21 protein-coding genes and 1 pseudogene are annotated in these 21,870 nt (G+C 66.6%); 6 read left to right on the top strand and 16 right to left on the bottom strand.

Annotated elements, in window-relative coordinates:
• Positions 1 to 42: 42 nt before the first annotated feature.
• From V3B41_RS03775 to V3B41_RS03785, 3 genes are all read right to left on the bottom strand, one after another.
• Positions 43 to 1,419 (bottom strand): hypothetical protein, encoded by a 1,377-nt coding sequence (locus V3B41_RS03775; protein WP_329860140.1) that lies wholly within the window; start codon positions 1,417 to 1,419, stop codon positions 43 to 45.
• 151 nt (positions 1,420 to 1,570) lie between these two features.
• Positions 1,571 to 1,939 (bottom strand): glycine zipper 2TM domain-containing protein, encoded by a 369-nt coding sequence (locus V3B41_RS03780; protein WP_049426710.1) that lies wholly within the window; start codon positions 1,937 to 1,939, stop codon positions 1,571 to 1,573.
• 165 nt (positions 1,940 to 2,104) lie between these two features.
• Positions 2,105 to 4,327 (bottom strand): methyl-accepting chemotaxis protein, encoded by a 2,223-nt coding sequence (locus tag V3B41_RS03785; RefSeq protein WP_049426716.1) that lies wholly within the window; start codon positions 4,325 to 4,327, stop codon positions 2,105 to 2,107.
• Between the two features lie 182 nt (positions 4,328 to 4,509).
• Here V3B41_RS03785 and V3B41_RS03790 point away from each other — a divergent pair, with 182 nt between their 5' ends.
• The 4 genes from V3B41_RS03790 to V3B41_RS03805 all read left to right on the top strand — a co-directional run bounded on the left by V3B41_RS03790 (position 4,510) and on the right by V3B41_RS03805 (position 10,178).
• Complete coding sequence (locus V3B41_RS03790) at positions 4,510 to 4,902, top strand: barstar family protein (protein WP_049426709.1); 393 nt, start codon at positions 4,510 to 4,512, stop codon at positions 4,900 to 4,902.
• Between the two features lie 135 nt (positions 4,903 to 5,037).
• Positions 5,038 to 7,629 carry a DNA mismatch repair protein MutS gene (gene mutS, locus V3B41_RS03795; protein WP_100443648.1) on the top strand — a complete coding sequence of 864 codons (2,592 nt, stop codon included), beginning with the start codon at positions 5,038 to 5,040 and terminating at the stop codon, positions 7,627 to 7,629.
• A 327-nt stretch (positions 7,630 to 7,956) separates the two neighbouring features.
• Positions 7,957 to 9,468 (top strand): catalase, encoded by a 1,512-nt coding sequence (locus V3B41_RS03800; RefSeq protein ID WP_192840431.1) that lies wholly within the window; start codon positions 7,957 to 7,959, stop codon positions 9,466 to 9,468.
• A 107-nt stretch (positions 9,469 to 9,575) separates the two neighbouring features.
• Positions 9,576 to 10,178, top strand: coding sequence for a DUF937 domain-containing protein (locus V3B41_RS03805; RefSeq protein WP_049429956.1), 603 nt, complete (start codon positions 9,576 to 9,578; stop codon positions 10,176 to 10,178).
• Between the two features lie 111 nt (positions 10,179 to 10,289).
• On the opposite strand, the gene V3B41_RS03810 is transcribed toward V3B41_RS03805, so the two are convergent.
• From V3B41_RS03810 to V3B41_RS03820, 3 genes are all read right to left on the bottom strand, one after another.
• Positions 10,290 to 11,483, bottom strand: coding sequence for a cellulase family glycosylhydrolase (locus V3B41_RS03810; protein WP_329860143.1), 1,194 nt, complete (start codon positions 11,481 to 11,483; stop codon positions 10,290 to 10,292).
• Positions 11,484 to 11,640: 157 nt separating this feature from the next.
• Positions 11,641 to 12,048, bottom strand: coding sequence for an RNA-binding S4 domain-containing protein (locus V3B41_RS03815; RefSeq protein ID WP_049429954.1), 408 nt, complete (start codon positions 12,046 to 12,048; stop codon positions 11,641 to 11,643).
• A gap of 9 nt (positions 12,049 to 12,057) precedes the next feature.
• A complete protein-coding gene (locus V3B41_RS03820; RefSeq protein WP_049429953.1) occupies positions 12,058 to 12,297 on the bottom strand; it encodes a hypothetical protein in 240 nt (79 codons plus the stop codon).
• Positions 12,298 to 12,359: 62 nt separating this feature from the next.
• On the opposite strand from V3B41_RS03820, the gene V3B41_RS03825 reads away from it, so the two are divergent.
• Positions 12,360 to 13,832 (top strand): MATE family efflux transporter, encoded by a 1,473-nt coding sequence (locus V3B41_RS03825; protein WP_049446980.1) that lies wholly within the window; start codon positions 12,360 to 12,362, stop codon positions 13,830 to 13,832.
• A 73-nt stretch (positions 13,833 to 13,905) separates the two neighbouring features.
• Here V3B41_RS03825 and V3B41_RS03830 read toward each other — a convergent pair whose 3' ends face one another.
• The 10 genes and pseudogenes from V3B41_RS03830 to ffh form a co-directional block, all read right to left on the bottom strand.
• Entirely contained in the window at positions 13,906 to 14,313 is a 408-nt protein-coding gene (locus tag V3B41_RS03830) for a DUF1801 domain-containing protein (RefSeq protein WP_049431216.1), read from the bottom strand.
• Between the two features lie 38 nt (positions 14,314 to 14,351).
• Complete coding sequence (locus tag V3B41_RS03835; protein WP_049431215.1) at positions 14,352 to 14,786, bottom strand: DUF1801 domain-containing protein; 435 nt, start codon at positions 14,784 to 14,786, stop codon at positions 14,352 to 14,354.
• Between the two features lie 80 nt (positions 14,787 to 14,866).
• Positions 14,867 to 15,247, bottom strand: a complete 381-nt coding sequence (locus tag V3B41_RS03840) for a DUF6404 family protein (protein WP_049431213.1) — start codon at positions 15,245 to 15,247, stop codon at positions 14,867 to 14,869.
• Between the two features lie 82 nt (positions 15,248 to 15,329).
• Complete coding sequence (rplS, locus tag V3B41_RS03845) at positions 15,330 to 15,731, bottom strand: 50S ribosomal protein L19 (RefSeq protein ID WP_005415736.1); 402 nt, start codon at positions 15,729 to 15,731, stop codon at positions 15,330 to 15,332.
• Between the two features lie 154 nt (positions 15,732 to 15,885).
• Entirely contained in the window at positions 15,886 to 16,644 is a 759-nt protein-coding gene (trmD, locus tag V3B41_RS03850; RefSeq protein ID WP_049431211.1) for a tRNA (guanosine(37)-N1)-methyltransferase TrmD, read from the bottom strand.
• 8 nt (positions 16,645 to 16,652) lie between these two features.
• Positions 16,653 to 17,165, bottom strand: coding sequence for a ribosome maturation factor RimM (rimM, locus tag V3B41_RS03855; protein ID WP_049431209.1), 513 nt, complete (start codon positions 17,163 to 17,165; stop codon positions 16,653 to 16,655).
• Positions 17,166 to 17,209: 44 nt separating this feature from the next.
• Positions 17,210 to 17,470, bottom strand: coding sequence for a 30S ribosomal protein S16 (rpsP, locus tag V3B41_RS03860; protein WP_005408594.1), 261 nt, complete (start codon positions 17,468 to 17,470; stop codon positions 17,210 to 17,212).
• A 99-nt stretch (positions 17,471 to 17,569) separates the two neighbouring features.
• Positions 17,570 to 18,380: pseudogene (locus V3B41_RS03865) on the bottom strand (aminotransferase class IV family protein).
• Positions 18,377 to 19,453 carry a nitronate monooxygenase gene (locus tag V3B41_RS03870; protein WP_049431204.1) on the bottom strand — a complete coding sequence of 359 codons (1,077 nt, stop codon included), beginning with the start codon at positions 19,451 to 19,453 and terminating at the stop codon, positions 18,377 to 18,379. The pseudogene V3B41_RS03865 and the gene V3B41_RS03870 overlap by 4 nt, the downstream one beginning before the upstream one ends.
• Positions 19,454 to 19,544: 91 nt before the next feature.
• A complete protein-coding gene (gene ffh / locus V3B41_RS03875) occupies positions 19,545 to 20,921 on the bottom strand; it encodes a signal recognition particle protein (protein ID WP_014036403.1) in 1,377 nt (458 codons plus the stop codon).
• 122 nt (positions 20,922 to 21,043) lie between these two features.
• On the opposite strand from ffh, the gene ccsA reads away from it, so the two are divergent.
• Positions 21,044 to 21,838 (top strand): cytochrome c biogenesis protein CcsA, encoded by a 795-nt coding sequence (gene ccsA / locus V3B41_RS03880; protein WP_049431201.1) that lies wholly within the window; start codon positions 21,044 to 21,046, stop codon positions 21,836 to 21,838.
• Positions 21,839 to 21,870 lie beyond the last annotated feature (32 nt).

The raw sequence follows: 21,870 nt of genomic DNA on the forward strand, positions 1-21,870 counted from the left end.
GCAAGGTTGAGGGATTGCGACTTGATCCCCTCCGTCCCCTATTCAGGGGTCGGGCGCGTACCAGAACGGAATGCGGTACTCGCGGCGTCGCTCCGGGCCGCGTTCGCCCCCTTCGGCATTCCAGACGAGGCTCAGGTCATGGCGTCCGGGTGCCAGCGTCGCCATGGGCAGATAGCCCACCAGGCCACGCATGTCGAGATCGCGGCGCTCCATCGGCATGAAGTCGTGCAGGTCAACCGGCGTGCCATCCAGCTGCACCCGCCACAACCGCGACAGGCACTCCACCGCTGTGCTGGCGGCCTTTGCGCCGGTCGCTTCATCGCGTGCGGCGGGCGAGGCAGTGCAGTGCTGGCGCGCCAGCGGGTTGTCGCGCTGGGGGCGGTGTGGAATGAACACACGCAGGCGTGAACCACTGATCGTGTCCGAAGGGATCATCGGATACGGCAGCAGCTGATCGTGCGCCGAACGCATCGATTCGTAGTGCGCGCTCAACATGCCGTGTTCGACGGCCTCGTCGGTCATCACCTGGTAGCGGTTGAACAGCGAGAACTTCACCGAGCCCAGCACCTGCACCGCGCCCAGCACCATGGCCACCATCACCGCCAGCAGATAGACCGCCATGAACGAACGCGAGCGCAGGTTGCTCTGCAGGGTCAGCTGCATGGTCTGCATCAGGCGCAGCAGGGGAATCCGTTGCAGGCCCGCCAGGAAGCGTTGCAGCCACCGCTGCAGGCCGTGATAGGCCTGGTCGCGCCGCTGCCGGCGCGCAATGACACGCTCCAGCAGTGCAGGAACCAGTGCGAGCACAAGCAGGCTGGCCAGCACGGTACCGACCACGATCATGGCCACACGGTCGGAACCGCCGGCAAGCGCACTGATCGCCATCGCCACGCACAACGTCAGCACGGCCATCACCAGGGTGCCGGCCAGCGTCTGCACCGCCAGCAGCGTGGTGGAAAAGAGCATGGTGGCCAAACGATCAGCGCGTTCGATGCTGCCGTCCAGGCCGCCGTCGCGGGCCTTGAGGAAGGCGCGGGATACCGGGCCCATCTGCGGCAGCCGTTCCCAGTCGATGCCCTTGGGGAAGTGCGATTTCAGCCCGATCAGGCCTATCCAGTAGCCGCGCACGGTCAGGTGCGCGATCAGCGCTACCGCCAGCACGTAACACATGCCCACGCTGATGCTGAAACCAAACCACAGAACCTGGAAGTACATGCCTTCCGTGTGCAGGCTGCTGCGTGCCCACGCATCGAACAGGTAGCCTGGTACCGCCAACAGTGCGAACGCCAGCAGGCCAGAGATGAACAGTTCGAGCTCGTCGGTACGCTCACGCAGTCGGCCGAAGCGCGCTGCAGCTTCCGGTGCTGGATCGACCTCGACAGCCGGCGCGCGCGACTCAGCCAGGGGTGATTCGTTCACTGGGCGTTCATCCGTTGAAGTCCGCGCAGTATAGACACCGGGCTGCGCTCCGCGATACGGGGCCGCTCAACGCCGAACGCCGGCACGGGGCCGGCGTTCGGGGAATACGTACTGCGGTGTGGAAGGGGAAACGAGGTCTGGCTGTAACCGATCAGCGGTAGACGCGTTCGCAGCGGCGTTCGACCACGCGGTCGCCGTTCTTCTGCTGGCTGTTGCCCTGGATCTGGCGGCCGGCCGCGCCGCCAGCTACGGCACCGGCCACGGTGGCCAGCTTCTTGCCATTGCCACCGCCCACCTGGTTGCCCAGCAGACCACCAATCACCGCGCCGGTGGCGGTACCGGCGATACGGTTGGGATCGCGCGAGTTGCGCTGCACTTCCACGTTCTTGCAGACCACTCGGCTGCCATCGTTGAACTTGCGTCCTTCGTCGCGCGGCCCGTAGGTCTGCGCGCCGGCAACGGACGTTGCTGCCAGCAGGGTGCCCAGCACAAGCAGTCGGGTCGAGGTCTTCATGGCCATCTCCTGAGGTCCGGTATGGCGCAAGTCTCCTCCCGGGGCTGGCAATCTGAAGTGAAATACGCGTGTCCGCCGCCTCATCGGCCATCGCGCGTTCAGGAAGAAAGTTGCGCCCATCGCGATCAGCCATCGCGATGGGCGCCGTCTCCCTACCGGCATGCGCTGTTGCTAGAACTCTTCCCAACCACCCGCATTGGCAGCCAACGTCGGCTCGATGCGCGGTGACAGCACCGCCGGGCGTCTCACCGGCGTGACCGAGGCCGCTACCGCCGCAAGCGCGCGCGGGACCGATACGGCTGCCACGGCTGCCCCGGTGCGGAACACCGACACCGCTTCGGTCAGAAGGTTGGCCTGCTCTTCCATGGAACGCGCTGCGGCGCTGGCCTCTTCCACCAGCGCGGCATTCTGCTGGGTGGTCTCGTCCATCTGCACCACGGCCTGGTTGACCTGTTCGATGCCCGAGCTCTGCTCCTGCGATGCGGCTGAGATATCGGCCATGATGTCTGTGACGCGCTGCACCGACGCCACGATCTCGCCCATCGTGGTGCCGGCCTGGCGGACCAGCGCCGATCCATCGGCGACCTTGCCGACCGAATCCTCGATCAGGCCCTTGATCTCCTTGGCCGCGCCGGCCGAGCGCTGCGCCAGTGTGCGCACCTCACTGGCCACCACCGCAAAGCCCCTGCCCTGCTCGCCGGCACGAGCGGCTTCCACTGCAGCGTTAAGCGCCAGAATGTTGGTCTGGAATGCGATGCCATCAATGACCGAAATGATCTCGGCGATCTTCTTCGAGGAGGCTTCGATGGCCGACATGGTGGTCACCACCTGGCCGACCACCTCGCCGCCCTGCGACGCGACACCGTGCGCACCGATGGCGAGCTGGTTGGCCTGGCGTGCGTGCTCTGCGTTCTGCTTCACGGTGGAGGTCAGTTCCTCCATTGACGCCGCCGTCTCTTCCAGGTTCGCCGCTTGCTGCTCGGTGCGCCGCGACAGATCGGTGTTGCCCGAGGCGATCTCGCCCGCCGCCAGGTTGATGCTGGACGCGCTGGACTGGATACGGCCGACAATCTGCTTGAGCTGATCGACGGTGGCATTGCAGTCATCACGCATGCGGGCGAACACGCCGTGGAAGTCGCCCTGCATGCGCACGGTGAGGTCACCGCGCGAGATCGCCTGCAGCAGCGTCGACACCTGCACCAGGTTCTCGTCGGTGGTCTGCATCAGGCGATTGAGCCCGGCCACCATGTCGCGGAAATCATAGGCGAAGCGATCTTCATCGCCGCGCAGGCTGAAGTCGCCCGCCGCCGCGGCCGTCGCCAGCCGGCGGATCTCGCTGTTGATCGCCGACAGGCTGGTCTTGGTCTCGTCCATGGCCTGGGTGATCGCCGCCTTCTCGCCCGGCAACGGATCCATGTCCACCGACAGGTCGCCACGGGCGTAGTGCTTCATCACTTCGATCAGCCGGTTCTGCACCTGCACGTGCGAGCCGACCAGCGCATTGGTCTCGTGCACCATGCGCCCGTAGTCGCCGGGGAAAGCGCTCTCATCCATGCGGTAGCTGAGGCTACCCGCATCGTGCTGGCGGGCCAGCTCGCCCTGCGCCGCCATCACCGCCTGCAACTGTGCCTGCATGCGCTGCATTGATCGGAGCAGCTGGGTCACCTCGTCGTTGCCGGAGGCGTCGATGCTGCTGTCCAGGCGGCCACCGGCAATACCGTCGGCCAGCTTCACCGCCCCTGCCAGCGGACGGGTCAGGCTGCGGGTGATGGCCCACGCCGCCAGTGAACCCAGTATCAGGCTCAGCACCCCGAACACGATCGACAACGTGCCGGTCCAGGATTCGGTCGCGCGGTACTCCTCGCGGCTGCGCGCTGTCAGCGCCTCCTGATGCCGCAGCAGGGTCGAGATGGCTTCATTCCAGGCCGTCGCCAGGCCATGTTCGGCCAGCAGTTCCTTGGCCGCGCCGTCGAAATCGCCGGCCCTCATGCGCTCATGCAGATGCTGGGTGGAAGCGTCGGTAGCCTTGCGCGCCGCCTCGATCTTCGCCACCAGGGTATCGCCGGTGGCATCACGTGGAATCTTGATGTACCTGGCCCAGATACCATCGTAGGTCTGCGACAGCTCCTGCGCCTTCTGATAATCCTTGTCGAAATCCTCGCCGCGCTTGATCACCATCAGCCGGCGATGCATCAGCACCGCGTTGTTGGTATCCAGCATGTCGTTCAACAGCCGCATCTTCACCATGTTGACGTCCACCACCTTCTCGAACTGGGCGGACTTCAGGTGATTCCCGTACAGCACGAGGCCAACGATGGCCACGATGAACAGCAGCAGCAGACCAAACCCGGCACCCAGCCGGGATCCCACTCGGAGGTTGCGTAAGGCGAGCATCTCAATTCCCTTGATCATGGCCGTACGATCGGTGGCGGCGCGACCGGGAGAATCTTTAAGAGCTTTTCCGCATATACCTTCGTGAATATCTTCAACTGCGAGGAAAATCGTGAAAAATGTATCTTAACCCGCATTCATATTCGAAACGATTATCTTTGATTTTCCACACCAGGAATCCTTTCATGCCCCTTACCCTGCAGATTGAAGGCAGTGCGATCCACGACATCGGCAGCCTCCATGCCGAACTCAACCGCGTGTTCATGGCAAGCGAGGACTGGCAGCTCGGGCCGAACCTGGATGCGCTGGACGACCTGTTGCATGGCGGTTATGGCGCGTTGGCTGGCCACGATCAGGTCACCCTCGTCTGGCGCGACATCGCACATAGCCGCGCGGCTCTGGGCGTCGATGCCACCCGCCGCTGGCTGCAGGCAAAACTCGACGGGCCGGGTCACTTCAACGCGCAGGCCATCACCCACCAGCTGCAGGCCCTGCAACGGGGCGATGGCCAGACCTACTTCGAGATCGTCATGGAGATATTCGCCAGCCACCGGCAGATCACGCTCATCCTGGCCTGATTGCGTGCCCCGCACGTACTTTGCTCATCATCGGCAGCGGCGTCCCCCAGCCCCAGCAGTTACCATGGACGGCCCTGTACCTGCTCCGCCGTCGCCGCCCTCCGGCGCGACCGGATGCCCTGATCCACGAGTGCCATGTCCAAAGACAAGTCCGCCGAACACACCCCGCTGATGAAGCAGTTCTTCGCAGCCAAGTCCGACTATCCGGACCTGCTGCTGTTCTTCCGCATGGGCGACTTCTACGAGCTGTTCTACGACGACGCCCGCAAGGCCGCACGCCTGCTCGACATCACCCTGACCCAGCGCGGCAGCTCCGGCGGCGCGCCGATCCCGATGGCCGGCGTGCCGGTGCATGCCTACGAGGGCTACCTGGCCCGGCTGGTGGCGCTGGGCGAATCGGTGGCGATCTGCGAACAGATCGGCGACCCGGCGCTGGCCAAGGGCCTGGTCGAACGCAAGGTGGTGCGCATCGTCACCCCCGGCACCGTCACCGACGAGGCATTGCTGGACGAGCGCCGCGACACCCTGCTGATGGCGTTGTCGCGCAGCAAGCAGGGCTACGGCCTGGCCTGGGCCGACCTGGCCGGTGGCCGCTTCCTGGTCAATGAAGTGGAAACCGACGACGCCCTGGAAGCCGAACTGGCGCGCCTGGAACCAGCCGAGCTGCTGGTGCCCGACGAGGAGAACTGGCCGGAGTTCCTGCGCCAGCGCACCGGTGTACGTCGCCGTGCACCGTGGCTGTTCGATGCCGACAGCGGCCGCCGCCAGCTGCTGAACTTCTTCAAGCTGCATGACCTGAGCGGCTTCGGCATCGACGACAAGCCGCGCGCCACGGCGGCAGCCGGCGCCCTGCTCGGCTATGTCGAGGAAACCCAGAAGCAGCGCCTGCCGCACCTGACCTCGATCGCGATGGAAACCGCCGGCGAGGCGATCGCGATGAACGCCGCCACCCGTCGCCACCTGGAACTGGATACGCGCGTCGACGGTGATACCCGCAACACCCTGCTGGGCGTGCTCGACAGCACGGTGACGCCGATGGGCGGCCGCCTGCTGCGGCGCTGGCTGCATCGTCCGCTGCGCCTGCGCGAGGTGCTGGTGCAGCGCCACCATGCGGTGGAAACCCTGATCGATCGCGGCAGCGACGCCGACATCCGCGAGCAGTTCCGCCGCCTGGGCGACCTGGAACGCATCCTCACCCGCGTGGCGCTGCGCTCGGCGCGCCCGCGCGATTTCTCCACCCTGCGCGACGGCCTGGGCCTGCTGCCAGCGGTGCGCGAGGTGCTGGCGCCGCTGGACTCGCCGCGCCTGCAGGCCCTGCACGCTGCATTGGGCGAACACGACGAGTGTGCGCACCTGCTGGCCAGTGCCATCGCCGACATGCCACCGCTGAAGCTCAGCGATGGCGGCGTGCTGGCCGATGGCTTCGATGAAGAGCTCGACGAGCTGCGCCGCCTGTCCACCCATGCCGACCAGTTCCTGGTCGACCTGGAACAGCGCGAGCGCGAGAGCAGCGGCATCGCCACCCTGAAGGTGGGCTACAACCGCGTGCACGGTTACTACATCGAGATCAGCAAGGGCCAGTCCGACCGCGCGCCGGTGCACTACACCCGCCGCCAGACGCTGACCAATGCCGAGCGCTACATCACCGAAGAACTGAAGGCGTTCGAAGACAAGGTGCTGTCCGCGCGCGACCGTTCACTGTCGCGCGAGAAGTACCTGTACGAGCAGCTGCTGGATACGCTCGGCGGGCAGCTGGAGCCGTTGAAGCAGTGCGCCGCCGCGCTGAGCGAACTGGACGTGCTGGCCGCATTCGCAGAGCGTGCGCAGGCGCTGGACTGGTCGCGCCCGGAGCTGCAGGCCGAGCCCTGCCTGAAGATCGAACGTGGCCGCCATCCGGTGGTCGAGGCGGTGCGCGAGCAGCCCTTCGAACCGAACGACCTGGACCTGCATCCGGACCGTCGCATGCTGGTGATCACCGGCCCGAACATGGGCGGTAAATCGACCTACATGCGGCAGAGCGCGCTGATCGTGCTGCTGGCCCACATCGGCAGCTTCGTGCCGGCCAGCCGTGCGCTGATCGGGCCGATCGACCGCATCCTGACCCGCATCGGTGCCGGCGACGACCTCGCGCGCGGGCAGTCGACCTTCATGGTCGAGATGGCCGAGACCAGCTACATCCTGCACCACGCCACCGCGCATTCGCTGGTGCTGATGGACGAGATCGGCCGTGGCACCTCCACCTACGACGGCCTGGCACTGGCCGACGCGGTCGCCCGCCACCTCGCCTACCAGAACCGCTGCTACACGCTGTTCGCCACCCACTACTTCGAGCTGACCGCGCTGGCCGACGAACAGCACGAGGGCGGCCGCAGCGGCATCGCCAACGTGCACCTGGACGCGGTCGAGCATGGCGAGGCACTGGTGTTCATGCACGCGGTGAAGGATGGCCCGGCCAACCGCAGCTTCGGCCTGCAGGTGGCCGCGCTGGCCGGCCTGCCTCGTGCGACCGTGGCGCAGGCTCGCCGTCGCCTGGCCGAGCTGGAGCAGCGTGGCGGTGAAAGCCATGCCGCCGAATTGGCACCGCACGCACTGGATGCACCGCAGCAGTTCGGCCTGTTCGCCGCCCCGACCAGCAAGGCACAGGAAGCGCTGGCCGCGATCGATCCGGACGAGCTGACCCCGAAGCAGGCGCTGGAAGCCCTGTATCGGCTGAAGGCGCTGCTGTAACCACAGCGCCGCGGGAGGCCTTGGGCCCGGGGAGTTACCCCGGGCTATCGAAAGACCCTGCGAATCCGATTCTGAATTTCAATTGACAGAATCTATCAATCTGAACGGATCAATCGATTATTCATTTCATCTGGCCCTAGCTACAGTCGAGTGAAGATGTTTTCCCACGTCTTCACCGCCACCAGGAGCCAGCCGATGAGCCAGTCCGACAACAACAACGCCAAGTGCCCGTATCACACCGCCCCGTCGCCGGAGCAGGGCGCCGAGCAGCAGCGCGAGCTGAGCACCACGCCCAGGCAGAAGCATGGCGATGACCCGGTCACGCCGATGACCACGGCCTTCGGCGCACCGGTGGTGGACAACCAGAACAGCAAGACCGCCGGCCCGCGCGGCCCGCTGCTGATGGAAGACGTGTGGCTGCTGGAGAAGCTGGCCAACCTCAACCGCGAGATCATTCCCGAGCGCCGCATGCACGCCAAGGGCTCAGGCGCGTTCGGTACCTTCACCGTCACCCACGACATCAGCAAGTACACCCGCGCCAAGCTGTTCGAGAAGGTCGGCAAGCAGACCGAGATGTTCGCCCGCTTCACCACCGTGGCCGGTGAGCGTGGCGCCGCCGACGCCGAGCGCGACATCCGCGGCTTCGCACTGAAGTTCTACACCGAAGAAGGCAACTGGGACCTGGTCGGCAACAACACCCCTGTGTTCTTCCTGCGCGACCCGCGCAAGTTCGCCGACCTCAACAAGGCGGTCAAGCGCGACCCGCACACCAACCTGCGCAGCGCGCGAAACAACTGGGATTTCTGGACGCTGCTGCCCGAAGCCCTGCTGCAGGTGACCGTGGTGATGAGCGACCGCGGCATCCCGCGCAGCTTCCGCCACATGCACGGTTTCGGCTCTCACACCTACAGCTTCACCAATGCTGACAGCGAACGCTTCTGGGTGAAGTTCCACTTCGTCAGCCAGCAGGGCATCGAATCGCTGACCGACGCGCAGGCGCAGATCCTGGTCGGCCATGACCGCGAAAGCCACGGCCGCGACCTGTTCGCCGCGATCGAGAAGGGCGATTTCCCGAAGTGGAAGCTGTTCATCCAGGTCATGCCGGAGCTGGAGGCGGAAACCTATCGCGTGCATCCCTTCGACCTGACCAAGGTGTGGCCGAAGAGCGACTACCCGCTGATCGAAGTGGGCCAGTTCGAACTGAACCGCAACCCGGTCAACTGGTATCAGGACGTGGAGCAGTCGGCATTCGCACCGAGCAACCTGGTGCCGGGCATCGGCCCGTCGCCGGACAAGATGCTGCAGGCGCGCCTGTTCGCCTATTCCGATGCGCAGCGCTACCGCCTGGGTGTGAACCACCACCAGATTCCGGTGAACGCCGCACGCTGCCCGGTGCACAGCAACCACCGTGACGGTGCGATGCGCGTGGACGGCAACTATGGTGGCCTGCCGCACTACGAGCCGAACAGCTACGGCCAGTGGCAGGAACAGCCGCAGTACCGCGAGCCGCCGATGAAGATCCGCGGCGACGCCGACTTCTGGAATTTCCGTGAAGACGACGCCGACTACTTCAGCCAGCCCGGTGCCCTGTTCCGCAGCTACAACCAGGCCCAGAAGGACCGCCTGTTCGCCAACACCGCCCGCGCCCTGGGCGATGCGCCGGACTTCATCAAGCAGCGCCATATCGACAACTGCAGCAAGGCCGACCCGGCCTACGGCGCCGGTGTGGCCGCGGCCCTGAAGGCGCTGGCCAGCCAGCCGTCGGATCCGTTCAAGCCGGCGCAGCCGGAAACCGACTTCCCGGCCGCCACCCCGGGCGCGGAAGACATCGAGCTCTGACCGTCCCTCCGCCCGTACGACGCCGCCCCCCCTGTGGGGCGGCGTCGCCGTTTTAACGGCCCGCGTCGTATCGTCTGCACGCCCAAACCCAATCAAGGAGCCCCCTGATGAGCCTGACCGATGAACTTCTCTCCAAACTGCAGGGCGCCCCGCTGCAGCAGGTGTCGCAGCAGCTCGGCATCAGCGACACCCAGGCCTCCGGTGCGATCAGTGCCGCACTGCCGGTGCTGATGGGCGCGCTGGGCAACAACGCCTCGCAGCCACAGGGCGCCCAGGCGCTGCTCGGCGCACTGCAGAACAACCACAGTGGGCTGGACCTGGGCAGCGTGCTCGGTTCGGTACTGGGCGGCGGTGGCGGTGGTGCCGCCAGTGACGGTGCAGGCATCCTCGGCCACATCTTCGGCGGCAGCCAGCAGAAGGTGGAAACCGGCCTGGCCCAGGCCACCCAGCTCGACAGCGGCCGCACCAGCCAGCTGCTGCAGATCCTCGCCCCGATCGTGATGGCCTTCCTCGCCCAGCGCCTCGGCGGTGGCCAGGCCGATGCCGGCTCGCTCAGCCAGGCGCTGGGCCAGGAGAAGCAGCAGGTGCAGCAGCAGGGCGGTCTCGCCGGTGGTCTGCTTGGCAGCCTGCTGGACCAGGACGGCGATGGCCAGCTGGGTGTGGGCGACCTGCTGAAGCTGGGCGGCAACCTGCTCGGTGGCAAGCGCTGACCGAAGATGTCGCCGGGTATGGCTCGGCGCTATCGGGGCGTCGCGTTGATTGGTATCCGCCGAGCGCATGATCGGAATTTCAATGGGTAGCGCCGGGCCATGCCCGGCGTCTTACCGGTTGCCTGCCTTCAGCCGCTCCAGGATCGGTGCGAACAACGGCGCCTGCATCGAACGCGGCGGTGCCACGGTCTTCCCCTTCTCCTGCGCCTGCCAGTACGACCACGGCAGCGGCCCGTCGCCCAGCTCGTAGTCCATGCCATCCCAGGCATCCTCGCGGAAGGCGTAGAACGCCCAATGCACCTTTTCCTGCTCCAGCACCTGCAGCACATCCTGCAGGTAGCGCTGGCAGTCGGGCCAGCGCCGCATGCAACCGAACTCGCCCACCACAATGCGGTTGGTCCCCACGCCATGCGTCTTCGCCCAGTCCATCGGCTGCTGCAGGTAACTGCGCACACGCGTGGCATCCCAGCGTTCGCTGTGCTCGCCAAACGGCACCACGCCCGGGTAGCGATACGGCGTGGTGCGCTTCTGGTTTGGCGCGCTGGTGGCGGCATACGGCTCATACATGTGCACGCTGTACAGGAGTTTCGCGTCTGCCAGCGGCGCCGGCCAGTAGTTGAAACCGTCGGCAGCGGCGTACCAGCCGGCATCCAGCATCAACGGCATGTCCGCATCGACCGCGCGGATGCTGGCGATCAGTTCCGAATAGAAACGACGCAGATCGCGCGGCCCGTCCTGCACACCGGTGTACCACTGGCGCATGGCCTCTGCTGAAGCATGCTCGGCCAGGCCAGCACCGTATTCGGGAACCGGTTCGTTGATCAGGTTGTAGGCGGCCAGCGCGGGATGGCCCTTCAATGCCTTGGCGAGGTCGTTCCAGAAGCGCCGCGCGGGAACGTGGTTGTCGAAGGATTGCCACAGGCGCGGGTCGACCTTGCCATCATTCTTCTGCTTCCAGCGCAGCAGGGGCAGCGACAGCGGCACCAGCACCACCTTCAGGCCCGCGGCATTGGCGTCATCCAGCGCGCGGCGCAGGGTCGTCACATCCGCCTGCACCAGCCCTTGGTAATCGTCGGCGTCGCCCATCAGGAAATCGCGGCCGCCGGCACTTTTCCACTTGTCCGGGCTCAGCCGTACCCAGGTCGCGCCGGTGTCACGCAACGCCTGGAAATAGGCACGGTCAGGTGGTGCTTCGTTGAAGCTGTTGCCACCGCGCTGCGGCATATCCCAGAAGGTGATGTCGGCGGCGGACGCCGGGACGGCAGTGGCGAGGGTCAGGCACAGCAGGCTGCGGCGCAGGCGCATTGCGATCTTCCATGAGAAGGAAGATCCAACCTGCGGGGCGCAAGCCGAACGGTAGCTGAGCGCGCGCGGCACAGCGCACGCCGCGCGGCCATGAACCGGTAGATACCAACTTTGGTTGGCAGCCAGGCACAACGCCCACCAAGGTGGGCAACTACCTTCAAAGCGCGTCCAGGTCACCCAGCGCGCGGATCAACCGACGTGCGCGCTTGTCAGGCTTGTGCTCCGGCGGCTGGAACCCGTCGCGTGCGGCGATGCGCAGCGCACGCTGCTCGGCACGACGCGCCTTCGAGGCCTCGCTCTCGGCATACAGCTGCTGCGCCGCCGGGGCCGGCCCGCGCTGATCGCTCAGGCCCAGCACCTGGATCTCGAAATGCTCCTCGCCACGATCCACCTGCAGCTGCTCGCCCACGCGCACCGCGCGCGAGGATTTCGGACGCTGGCCGGCGACGCTGACCTTGCCGGTTTCGATGGCCTGCTTGGCCAGGCTGCGGGTCCTGAAGAAACGGGCCGCCCACAGCCAGATGTCCAGGCGGACACTGGGCGACAGCGGGGAAAGTTCATGCATCGATCTGGACTACTCCGGTGGCTTGTTCAGAGGGCGCGGATGGTCGGGGTCGGTCCGGCAACCGGTGCCGCCGATCAGGGTCGGCACACCCGCGGACAGATCCTGGCGCTGGCTGCCGACCAGGCATTCGGGGCGGTCGGTCGGCCGCACCTGGGTATCGCCCAGCCGGTCACCTGTCGAACATGCGGCCAGTGCGGCGCCGATCAAGGCCAGCGCCAGAGCCTGCGTCACCTGCAGTCGTTGATGCATTGCCACATCCCGCAAACCGGCTTGGTGCTAGTGTGCGCCTCCCGGGATTCGATCACCACTCCATGGCCAAAGCGCCGCTTGACCTGACCTCCGGCCCGATCGGCCGCAATCTCCTGTTGTTTTCGCTGCCGATCCTGGCGGGCAACATCGCGCAGTCGCTGAACGGCTCGGTGAATGCGGTGTGGGTGGGGCGCTTCCTCGGCGAAGCGGCACTGACCGCCACCGCGAACGCCAACAACATCATGTTCTTCCTGATCGGCTCGGTGTTCGGCTTCGGCATGGCCTCGACCATCCTGATCGGCCAGGCGATCGGCGCGCGCGACATCGCGCAGGCGCGGCGCGTAGTCGGCACCAGCGCCACCTTCTTCATCGGCCTGTCGGTGATCATCGCCATTGCCGGTTGGTTCATGGCGCACCCCTTGCTGGCGGCAATGGGTACGCCAGCCGCCTCGCTGCCGCTGGCCGAGGCCTACCTGCGGATCATCTTCCTGGCGATGCCAACGCTGTATGCGTTCGCCTTCCTCACCGCCGCGCTGCGTGGTGCCGGCGATTCGCGCACGCCGTTCCGCTTCCTGATGGTCTCGGTGGCGCTGGACATCGTGCTGAACCCGGTGCTGATCTTCGGCATGGGGCCGTTCCCCGCGCTCGGCATTGCCGGTTCGGCCTGGGCCACCCTGGTCGCGCAGACGCTCTCGCTGGCCGGCCTGCTGCTGTACATGCGGCACAAGCGCCACACGCTGTGGCTGGGCCGCGCCGACATGCGCCTGTTCAAGCTCGACCTGACCATCCTCAAGGCACTGGTGCTCAAGGGCGTGCCGATGGGCCTGCAGATGGTGTTGATCTCGCTGTCGGTGATCCTGCTGATGACCATGGTCAATCAATACGGCACCGATACCGGCGCCGGTTATGGCGCCGCGCTGCAGCTGTGGAACTACCTGCAGATGCCGGCGATGGCGATCGGTGCAGCGTGCTCGTCGATGGCCGCACAGAACGTCGGTGCGCAGCGCTGGGACCGTGTACGCGGCACTGCGCGCCAGGGCGTGCTGTTCAACTTCCTGCTGACCGGCGCACTGATCCTGCCACTGGTGGTGTTCGACCGGCAGCTGCTGGCGCTGTTCCTGCCTCCGGCCAGCCAGGCGCTGGACATCGCCCGCCACCTCAATCACGTGGTGATCGGCTCGTTCCTGTTCTTCGGTGTCAGCTTCGTCATCTCCGGCGTGGTGCGCTCCACTGGCGCGGTGATTCCGCCGCTGCTGATCCTGGCCGGTTCGCTGTGGGGCGTGCGTGTGCCGTTCGCCGAACTGCTGCAGCCGTACTGGGGCGCCGACGCGATCTGGTGGAGTTTCCCGGTCAGCTCGTTCGTGTCGATGCTGCTGTCGCTGGCGTATTACCGCTGGGGTGGCTGGCGCAAGGCGAAGATGATCGGCAAGCCCTCCCACGCCGAGGAACTGGCCACGCCGTCGGAGATTCCGGCTTGTCCGCCGTCGCCGGTGGCCGATCCGGACGCCGCGCTGGATGCCACTCCGCCGCGGTGAGGTGGGTGCGAACCGTTGGCCCGCACAGGCATGGCCCCCCAGCCAAGCGTGGGCTCGGCTCTACGGGAAGCGGTCAGCGTTTCTTCTTTGCGGCGTTGAATTTCGCGGCTTCCCGCAACAACGCCTTCAACGCCGCGGCATTGGGCATCGCACCTTCATGGATGTCGATCGCACGCCGCGTGTTGCCATCCAGGCTGGCGTTGAACAGGCCCTTCGGATCGGCCAGCGCCGCACCGTTGGCGAAGGTGAGCTTCACCGCCTGCTTGTAGGTCTCGCCGGTGCACAGGATGCCATTGTGCTCCCACACCGGCGTGCCACGCCACTTCCAGGTTTCCTGCACGTCAGGCAACGCCTCATGGATCAATGCACGCACGCGGGCCAGCGTTTCGCCGCGCCAGTCGCCCAGCTCGGCGATGCGCGCATCGATCAGTTCAGCCGCCGTGGTTCCGGCGTCGTCAGGGTTCGGCGCGTGCGTGGTCATCAGCGGTTCTCGTCGGCAAGGAGATCGTAACGGTGGAATTACATGCGTTCTCCAGGCAATGCGGCCGCCTGGCGCACCCAGTCGAGGAACTGTGCCTCATCCCGCACGCCATCCTGCTCAATGTGCAGGTAACGCGTATCGGCACTTTTGGACGGCTCCGGCGGCACCGGCCTCAGCGCGGCGCCGCGGAAGAACGCGACCTTTATGTAGCGGGTGAAGCAATGGAAGCTGAGGAACCAGCCTTCGCCCCTGGCCACCGAGTACATCGGCGAGTTCCACTTCACCGCCTTGTGCACGCCGGGTACGGCCTGTTCGATCAGCGCATCCAGCTGTTCGCCGATCGGACGTTTCCAGTCCGGCATGGCGGCAATGTAGGCCTGCACCGGAGCATTGCCCTCGCCCTTGGCGATCTGCGGGTTGCCGCCGGACAGCAGTGTTGGGGCGGCGGAGGGTGCGGTTCGCTTGGCGGGCATCGCACGGCACGTCCATCGGGATGATGCCGGCAGCCTAGCGCGACGCGCGCCTGCTGGTCACGGCGCGGTGCGCCATCAGCTCAGTCCGCCTGCCGCGCGCGGAACTGCCGCCAGTCCGGCAGCTTGCGGTGGCGGCGCAGCGAGCGCATCAGGGCCGCCATCACCACGCCGAACAGCGCGCCGGCCAACAGACCGGCCACCAGCAGCAGCGCCAGCGGGCGCTCGCTGCCCTGCCACAGCATCAGCCATATCAGCGCGGTCCAGAACAACCCGAACAGCAGGCCCTGCACCAGCGCATTGATGCCGAAGCCGGCCAGGATCGGTGGCGGCAGCGCAATGCCCAGGCGCCATAGCAGGCGGTACAGCAGCGGCGCCGACTGCACGCGCGCCAGCCCCTTGCCGTCGAGGAAGCGCAACGCCGACTGGATCACGGCGGGATAGCGCGGATTGATGTCGTTCATCACCTGATCGTGGCCGATGCGATGCCGGAAACGCAAACGGCCACCCGAAGGTGGCCGTCGCGGCAACAACCGAAGTTGTTTATCAGGCCTTATCGGCCAGACGGGCAGCCTTGGCGGCAGCAGCGGCAGCCAGGTCTTCCTTGATGCGGGCAGCCTTGCCTTCCAGGCCACGCAGGTAGTACAGCTTGCCGGCGCGGACCTTACCACGACGCTTCACTTCGACCGAGTCGATGATGGCGCTGTGGGTCTGGAAAACGCGCTCGACGCCGTAGCCGTGCGAGATCTTGCGGACGGTGAACGAGGAGTTCAGGCCGGCGTTCTTGGTGGCGATGACGACGCCTTCGTAGGCCTGCACGCGCTCGCGGCTGCCTTCCTTCACCTTCACGTTGACGACAACGGTGTCGCCCTGGCTGAACTTCGGCAGTTCACGGGTGATCTGGGCGGATTCGAATTCCGCGACGATGGACTTGTTCAGCTTGCTCATGGGTTACACCGATTCTTGTTCGGGTGGGCGTGTCGTGTCGACAACGTAGGCTCATGCAGTCACCGGACTGTGCTGCACGTTTGTTGTGGGTACTGCGCGCGCCGGCCAAGGCTGGCGGTAATTGGCCATGATAGCCGATAAAGCCGGCCCTGCGCTAGGGGTCGGCCTTCTGTCTCTGGGCTTGGCGGGCCTGTTCCAGCAGCTTGCGGTCAGCCTTGCCCAGCGCCTGTTCATCCAGCAGGTCCGGGCGCCGCTGGGCGGTACGGACCAGCGACTGCTGGCGGCGCCAGGCGGCGATGGCCGCATGGTTGCCCGAGCGCAGCACGTCCGGCACGTCACCCAGCGGGTGCTGGGCCGGCTGGCTGTAGTGCGGGCAGTCGAGCAGGCCCAGGTCACCTTCGAAGCTGTCCTGGGCGGCCGATTCAGCGTCGTTCAGCGCCCCGTCCTGCAGGCGGGCCACGGCGTCGATGATCACTGCCGCACCCAGTTCGCCGCCAGACAGCACGTAGTCGCCGAGGGAAATCTCCTCGTCGACATTGGCCTCCAGGAAACGCTCGTCGATGCCTTCATAACGGCCGCAGAGCAGGACCATGCGCGGCAATGCCGCCAGTTCCCGCACCTTGGCCTGGGTCAACGGCGCCCCCTGCGGGCTGAGGTAAATCACCCGCGCCGGGGTCGGATCAGCGTCGCGGATCGCCTGCAGGCAGGCCTGCAGCGGCTCGATCAGCATCACCATGCCCGGGCCACCGCCGAACGGACGGTCGTCCACCCGGCGGTAGTTGCCTTCGGCGTAATCACGGGGATTCCAGCCATGCAGGCTGAACAACCCCTTCTCCTGCGCGCGCCCGACCACGCCCAGTCCGGCGGACTGGGCGAGGAACTCGGGGAACAGGGTGATGACGTCGAAACGCATGCTCACACTCAGAACTCGGGATCCCAGTCGACCACGACCAGGTTGGCCTCGAAGTCGACCGATTTGACGAAGTCCGGCTGCACGAACGGAATCATCCGCTCGCGGTCACCCCGGACCACCACCACGTCATTGGCGCCGGTGCTGAACAGGTGCGAGACCTGGCCCAGGGCAACGCCCTCGGTGGTCTTCACATCCAGGCCTTCCAGGTCCACCCAGTAATACTCATCGGGCTTCGGCGGCGGCAGGGCACTGCGGGCCACGTAGATCTCGGTGCCGCGCATCGCTTCGACCGCATCACGGTCCTCGACACCGGGGAAACGGGCGACCAGGTGCTTGCCGCTGTCGCGGCCACGCACACCTTCAATCGTGGTTTCCACGCCGGACGGGCTGCGCACGATCCACGGCTGGTAACGGAAAATGGCGGAACGTGGCTCGGTCCAGGACTCGAGCTTGATCTCGCCGCGCACACCAAAAGCGCCGACAACCCTGCCCAGCAGGATGCGGCGCTCGATATCTTTCATCTGCTTCAACCAAGAGGGCCACGCCGAAGCGTGGCCCGTCAGGATCAGGCCGCAGCGGCCTGGGACTTGGTCGCTTCCTTGATCAGGTTGCGGACCTTGTCGGTCGGCTGGGCGCCGTTCTTGACCCAATGGTCAACGCGGGCCAGGTCCAGCTCGATGCGCTTCTCGCCGCCCTGGGCGACCGGGTTGTAGAAACCAACGCGCTCGATGTTGCGGCCGTCGCGCGCGCTGCGCACGTCGGTGACGATGATGTGGTAGAACGGACGCTTCTTGGCGCCGCCGCGGGTCAGTCGAATCTTGACCATGGTGTTTTTCCTATTGCCCAGTCGCCAGGATGGCGAGGTAAGCGGGCGATTATAGCGGCAGAGCCCGGCCGAGCCAACCCCAGGGGTGAACTCCCGGGGTCAGATCCCTTTTGCGCCGCAAAAGGGATCACCCCAATCTGTCCCAAGGCACCGCCGCCAGCACCGCCCTTCCCTGTTCAGCCAAGGCCTGCGAGCCGGGCAGGACATGCCCGTCGATGGCCTCCAGCGCCCACAGGCCGCTGGCGTTGCAGGCGAAGGCGGCCTTCACACCGGCCAGATCCGCCAGCTGCAGAGGCTGCGTGGCCTGCGGGCCCGGCCAGTGCCTCTTCAGCAGCGCCTCGGCCGTACCGCGCAGGGCCGGCGCCTGCGGCCAGAGCAACCGTTCACCATCGTGCACAGCCAGGTTCCAGGTGCTGCCTTCACTCACGTCGCCCTCGGCGGTCACGAACAGCACATCGTCGAATCCTTCCGCCATCGCCGCGCGACGCTCGGCGAACAGGCCAAAGGTGCCCACATGCTTGAGCTGCGGCAGTTCACGCTGCCAGGCCACGCTTCGCACGCGCTTTGAGGCGGTCAGCGTCACCGGCGCGGACACCGCCACCAGCACGTCCACCTGCACCGCCGCGAGCGGGTTTCGGAAATCGAAGCGACGCGAGTACACCGTCACCCGCAGCGAGGCATCGCCCAGGCCGGCCTGCCGCAGCGCCTGCGCCATCCAACCCCGCACCTGCGCCGTATCCAGCTCGCTGCCGAACAGTTCGCGCGTGGCCTGCGACAGCCGCGCCAGATGCAGGTCCAGTCCCTGCACGGCGTGGTCGCGCACCTGCAGCGAAGTGAAGTGGCCGTAGTTCACCAGCGCCGGCAGCAGATCCTCGACCTGTGCCGGCAGGCCGTTACAGGTCAGCGTCATCGCAGCAGTGCCTGCGCCTGTTCCCACATGCCGCGCAGCACGTCGGCGGCCGGCTGTGCCGGCGCCATCCACGCCGACTGCCCGGCCCAGGCCTGCATCGCCGCCAGGCGGTTTTCCTGCGCAGCCTGCTTGCGCATCGGCGCGGTCAGGCCGCGCTGCACCGGATACGGACGCGGCGCCGGGGCGCCTTCCGCAGCGGCCGCGCGTACATAGGGTGTCGCCAGGCCGCGGCCCAGGCGGCCACTGAAGGCGCGGGTCGGCCAGGTATCTTCCGGTTCGCTGGCGGCCAGCCCATCGGCCCACGCCGAGGCGATCGCCGCTTCGGGCGTGCGCAGGAAGGCGGTGCCGATCTGCACGGCGCTGGCCCCCAGGGTGAGTGCGGCCGCGATGCCACGGCCATCGGCGATACCGCCAGCGGCAATCACTGGAATCTGCAGGTGATCGGCCAGGCGCGGCAGCAACGCGAACAGGCCGACCAGCTGGCGCTCGGCCATTGCCGGATCGAACGCACCGCGATGGCCACCGGCCTCCATGCCCTGCGCCACCACCGCGTCCGCACCGGCGTCCTGTGCGGCACGCGCTTCGGACAGCGTAGTCGCACAGGCGATCCAGGCAATGCCGGCGTCCTTCAGCTGCTGCACGTGGCGCGGCAGCAACACGCCCATGATGGTCGAGGCCACCGCCGGGCGCGCGGCCAGCAGTGCGGCGAACTGTTCTTCGAAGTCGGCGGGCGTGGCATCGGCGGCGCTGGCCGGCACGTCCGGGCCCCACTGCGCCAGGAAAGCGCGGCTGGCGGCCTCGGCGGCAACGTCACGGGTAGGTACGGGGTCCGGCACCCACAGGTTCACCTGCGCCGGGCCGGTGGAGGTCGCGCGGAAGTCCTCCATCCAACGACCGATATCGGCCGATGACGACAGCACCGCGCCCATTGCCCCCATGCTGCCGGCATTGGCCAGCGCGGCCGACAACGGTACCGGGCAGGCGCCGGCCATAGGTGCCAGCAGGATCGGAAGCTGCAATGAAAAACGCCGACAGAAGGTGTCGGCGCGTTCAAGAATCGGCGATGCGTTCACGCGACATACCCGTTGGAGAAGTCGCCGCCCAGCATACGCCAGTCATTGTGACCGGGGCCGGATCGCAATGCGCGCCGGCCCCGTCGCTGCATCAACGGAACGGCATGCCACGGCCGCCCATGGCACCCATCATGCCCTTCATGCTCCGCAGCATGCCCTTCATGCCGCCGCCGGCCATCTTGCTCATCATCTTTTCCATCTGCATGTACTGCTTCATCAGCTTGTTGACGTCGGCCGGGGTCACGCCCGAGCCCTTGGCGATGCGCGCGCGGCGCGAGCCATTGAGCAGGTTCGGGTTGCGCCGTTCCTTCTTGGTCATCGAGCCGATGATGGCGATCATGCGCGGCACTTCCTTGCCCTGGCTGACCTGCTGCTTCAGATGGTCGGGGATGTTGCCCAGGCCCGGCAGCTTGTCCATCAGGCCGCCAATGCCGCCCATGTTCTGCATCTGCTCCAGCTGGTCACGCATGTCGTTCAGGTCGAACTTCTTGCCCTTGGCGACCTTCTCGGCCAGCTTGGCGGCCTTGTCCTTGTCGACCTGCTGCTCGACCTGCTCGACCAGCGACAGCACGTCGCCCATGTCCAGGATGCGGCTGGCGATACGGTCCGGATGGAACACATCCAGGCCTTCCGGCTTTTCGCTGACACCGACGAACTTGATCGGCTTGCCGGTGATGTAGCGCACGCTCAGCGCGGCACCGCCACGGGCGTCACCGTCGGTCTTGGTCAGCACCACGCCGGTCAGCGGCAGCGCGTCGCCGAAGGCCTTGGCGGTGTTGGCCGCGTCCTGGCCGGTCATGGCGTCGACCACGAACAGGGTTTCGGCCGGGTTCACCGCCGCGTGCAGGGCCTTGATCTCGGCCATCATCGCTTCGTCGATGGCCAGGCGGCCGGCGGTATCGACCAGCAGTACATCCACGAACGACTTGCGCGCATCGTCGATGGCGGCGCGGACGATGGCTTCCGGCTTCTGGTCGGCGCTGGACGGGAAGAACAGCACGCCCACCTGCTCGGCCAGGGTCTTCAGCTGCTCGATCGCGGCCGGACGGTACACGTCGGCCGAGACCACCATCACCTTCTTCTTGCGCTTTTCCTTCAGGTGCTTGGCCAGCTTGCCCACGGTGGTGGTCTTGCCGGCGCCCTGCAGGCCCGCCATCAGGATGATGGCCGGGGCCGGAACATTCAGGTTCAGGTCGCTGGCTTCAGCACCCATCACCGCGGTCAGCTCGTCGCGCACGACCTTGATCAGGGCTTGGCCCGGGGTCAGCGACTTCAGCACTTCCTGGCCGACCGCGCGCACCTTGATGCGCTCGATCAGGGCCTGCACCACCGGCAGTGCGACGTCGGCTTCAAGCAGCGCGATGCGGACCTCGCGGGTCGCCTCGCGGATGTTCTCCTCGGTCAGGCGGCCACGGCCACGCAGGCGCTCGATGGTGCCGGAAAGGCGCTGGGTCAGGGACTCGAACATGCGGCGCAACCTGTCTGAAAGCGGGGGACAATAAGGCAGACAGTATAACGGGTCCGCCCCTGCCCCCGGGCTGCGACGCTGCGGCCGTCGCCACCACCGCGGGGGTATGCGAAACTGCAACGATGACAATCGTTCTCATCGCCGTCCTGCTGTACCTGGCTGCCAGTGCCCTGCTGGTGCGCGCGCTCGGCCGCGATGGAACCCCTGGCGCGCCCACCTGGCTGTGGCCGGCCCTGCCGGCGATGCTGCTGCATGGCAGCTACCACGTGTTGGTCGCAATGCGCACCAACGGCGGCCCGGACATGCACTTCTTCGCCGCGCTGTCGCTGGTCGGCCTGGGCATGGCCTGGCTGACCTCGCTGGTCGGCGCGCGCGGGCGGATGTCGGCGCTGGGCGTGGTCGTGTTCCCGCTGGCCGGGGTGCTGCTGCTGGCCTACCACGGCTACGGCCACGAACCGAGCAAGGTGCTGGGCTGGCGCCTGGCCAGTCATGCCTGGCTGGCACTGCTGGCCTACGCGACGCTGAGCATCGCCGCGCTGCTGGCGATCATGCTGTGGCTGCAGGAGCGTGCATTGCGCCGTCGTGAGTTCCGCCCGTGGCTGCGCGCACTGCCGCCGCTGGCCGACCTCGAATCCCTGCTGTTCCGGGTAATCACCGTCGGCTTCGCGCTGCTCACCCTGACCCTGGTCACCGGCGTGCTGTTCGTCGATGACCTGCTGGCGCAGAAGCTGGTGCACAAGACCGTGCTGAGCGTGTTGTCATGGATCGTATTCGGCGTGTTGCTGATCGGCCGCCGTCGCTACGGCTGGCGCGGCATGAAGGCGGTGCATTGGACGCTGGCGGCGATGCTGTTGCTGCTGCTGGCGTTCTTCGGCAGCCAGTTCGTGATCGAACTGGTGTTTGGGCATACGCGGTAGAGGCGTGCCGACCAACGGTCGGCACCCACCCC

The sequence above is a fragment of the Stenotrophomonas sp. SMYL89 genome (genome assembly GCF_036319985.1).
In the GTDB taxonomy this organism is placed as follows: Bacteria; Pseudomonadota; Gammaproteobacteria; order Xanthomonadales; family Xanthomonadaceae; genus Stenotrophomonas; species Stenotrophomonas maltophilia_Q.

Coding starts and splice junctions, on each gene's coding strand:
- V3B41_RS03780 (WP_049426710.1), bottom strand. CDS start 1,939: ATGGCCATGAAGACCTCGACCCGACTGCTTGTGCTGGGCACCCTGCTG.
- V3B41_RS03785 (WP_049426716.1), bottom strand. CDS start 4,327: ATGCTCGCCTTACGCAACCTCCGAGTGGGATCCCGGCTGGGTGCCGGG.
- V3B41_RS03790 (WP_049426709.1), top strand. CDS start 4,510: ATGCCCCTTACCCTGCAGATTGAAGGCAGTGCGATCCACGACATCGGC.
- mutS (WP_100443648.1), top strand. CDS start 5,038: ATGTCCAAAGACAAGTCCGCCGAACACACCCCGCTGATGAAGCAGTTC.
- V3B41_RS03800 (WP_192840431.1), top strand. CDS start 7,957: ATGACCACGGCCTTCGGCGCACCGGTGGTGGACAACCAGAACAGCAAG.
- V3B41_RS03805 (WP_049429956.1), top strand. CDS start 9,576: ATGAGCCTGACCGATGAACTTCTCTCCAAACTGCAGGGCGCCCCGCTG.
- V3B41_RS03810 (WP_329860143.1), bottom strand. CDS start 11,483: ATGCGCCTGCGCCGCAGCCTGCTGTGCCTGACCCTCGCCACTGCCGTC.
- V3B41_RS03815 (WP_049429954.1), bottom strand. CDS start 12,048: ATGCATGAACTTTCCCCGCTGTCGCCCAGTGTCCGCCTGGACATCTGG.
- V3B41_RS03820 (WP_049429953.1), bottom strand. CDS start 12,297: ATGCATCAACGACTGCAGGTGACGCAGGCTCTGGCGCTGGCCTTGATC.
- V3B41_RS03825 (WP_049446980.1), top strand. CDS start 12,360: ATGGCCAAAGCGCCGCTTGACCTGACCTCCGGCCCGATCGGCCGCAAT.
- V3B41_RS03830 (WP_049431216.1), bottom strand. CDS start 14,313: ATGACCACGCACGCGCCGAACCCTGACGACGCCGGAACCACGGCGGCT.
- V3B41_RS03835 (WP_049431215.1), bottom strand. CDS start 14,786: ATGCCCGCCAAGCGAACCGCACCCTCCGCCGCCCCAACACTGCTGTCC.
- V3B41_RS03840 (WP_049431213.1), bottom strand. CDS start 15,247: ATGAACGACATCAATCCGCGCTATCCCGCCGTGATCCAGTCGGCGTTG.
- rplS (WP_005415736.1), bottom strand. CDS start 15,731: ATGAGCAAGCTGAACAAGTCCATCGTCGCGGAATTCGAATCCGCCCAG.
- trmD (WP_049431211.1), bottom strand. CDS start 16,644: ATGCGTTTCGACGTCATCACCCTGTTCCCCGAGTTCCTCGCCCAGTCC.
- rimM (WP_049431209.1), bottom strand. CDS start 17,165: ATGAAAGATATCGAGCGCCGCATCCTGCTGGGCAGGGTTGTCGGCGCT.
- rpsP (WP_005408594.1), bottom strand. CDS start 17,470: ATGGTCAAGATTCGACTGACCCGCGGCGGCGCCAAGAAGCGTCCGTTC.
- ffh (WP_014036403.1), bottom strand. CDS start 20,921: ATGTTCGAGTCCCTGACCCAGCGCCTTTCCGGCACCATCGAGCGCCTG.
- ccsA (WP_049431201.1), top strand. CDS start 21,044: ATGACAATCGTTCTCATCGCCGTCCTGCTGTACCTGGCTGCCAGTGCC.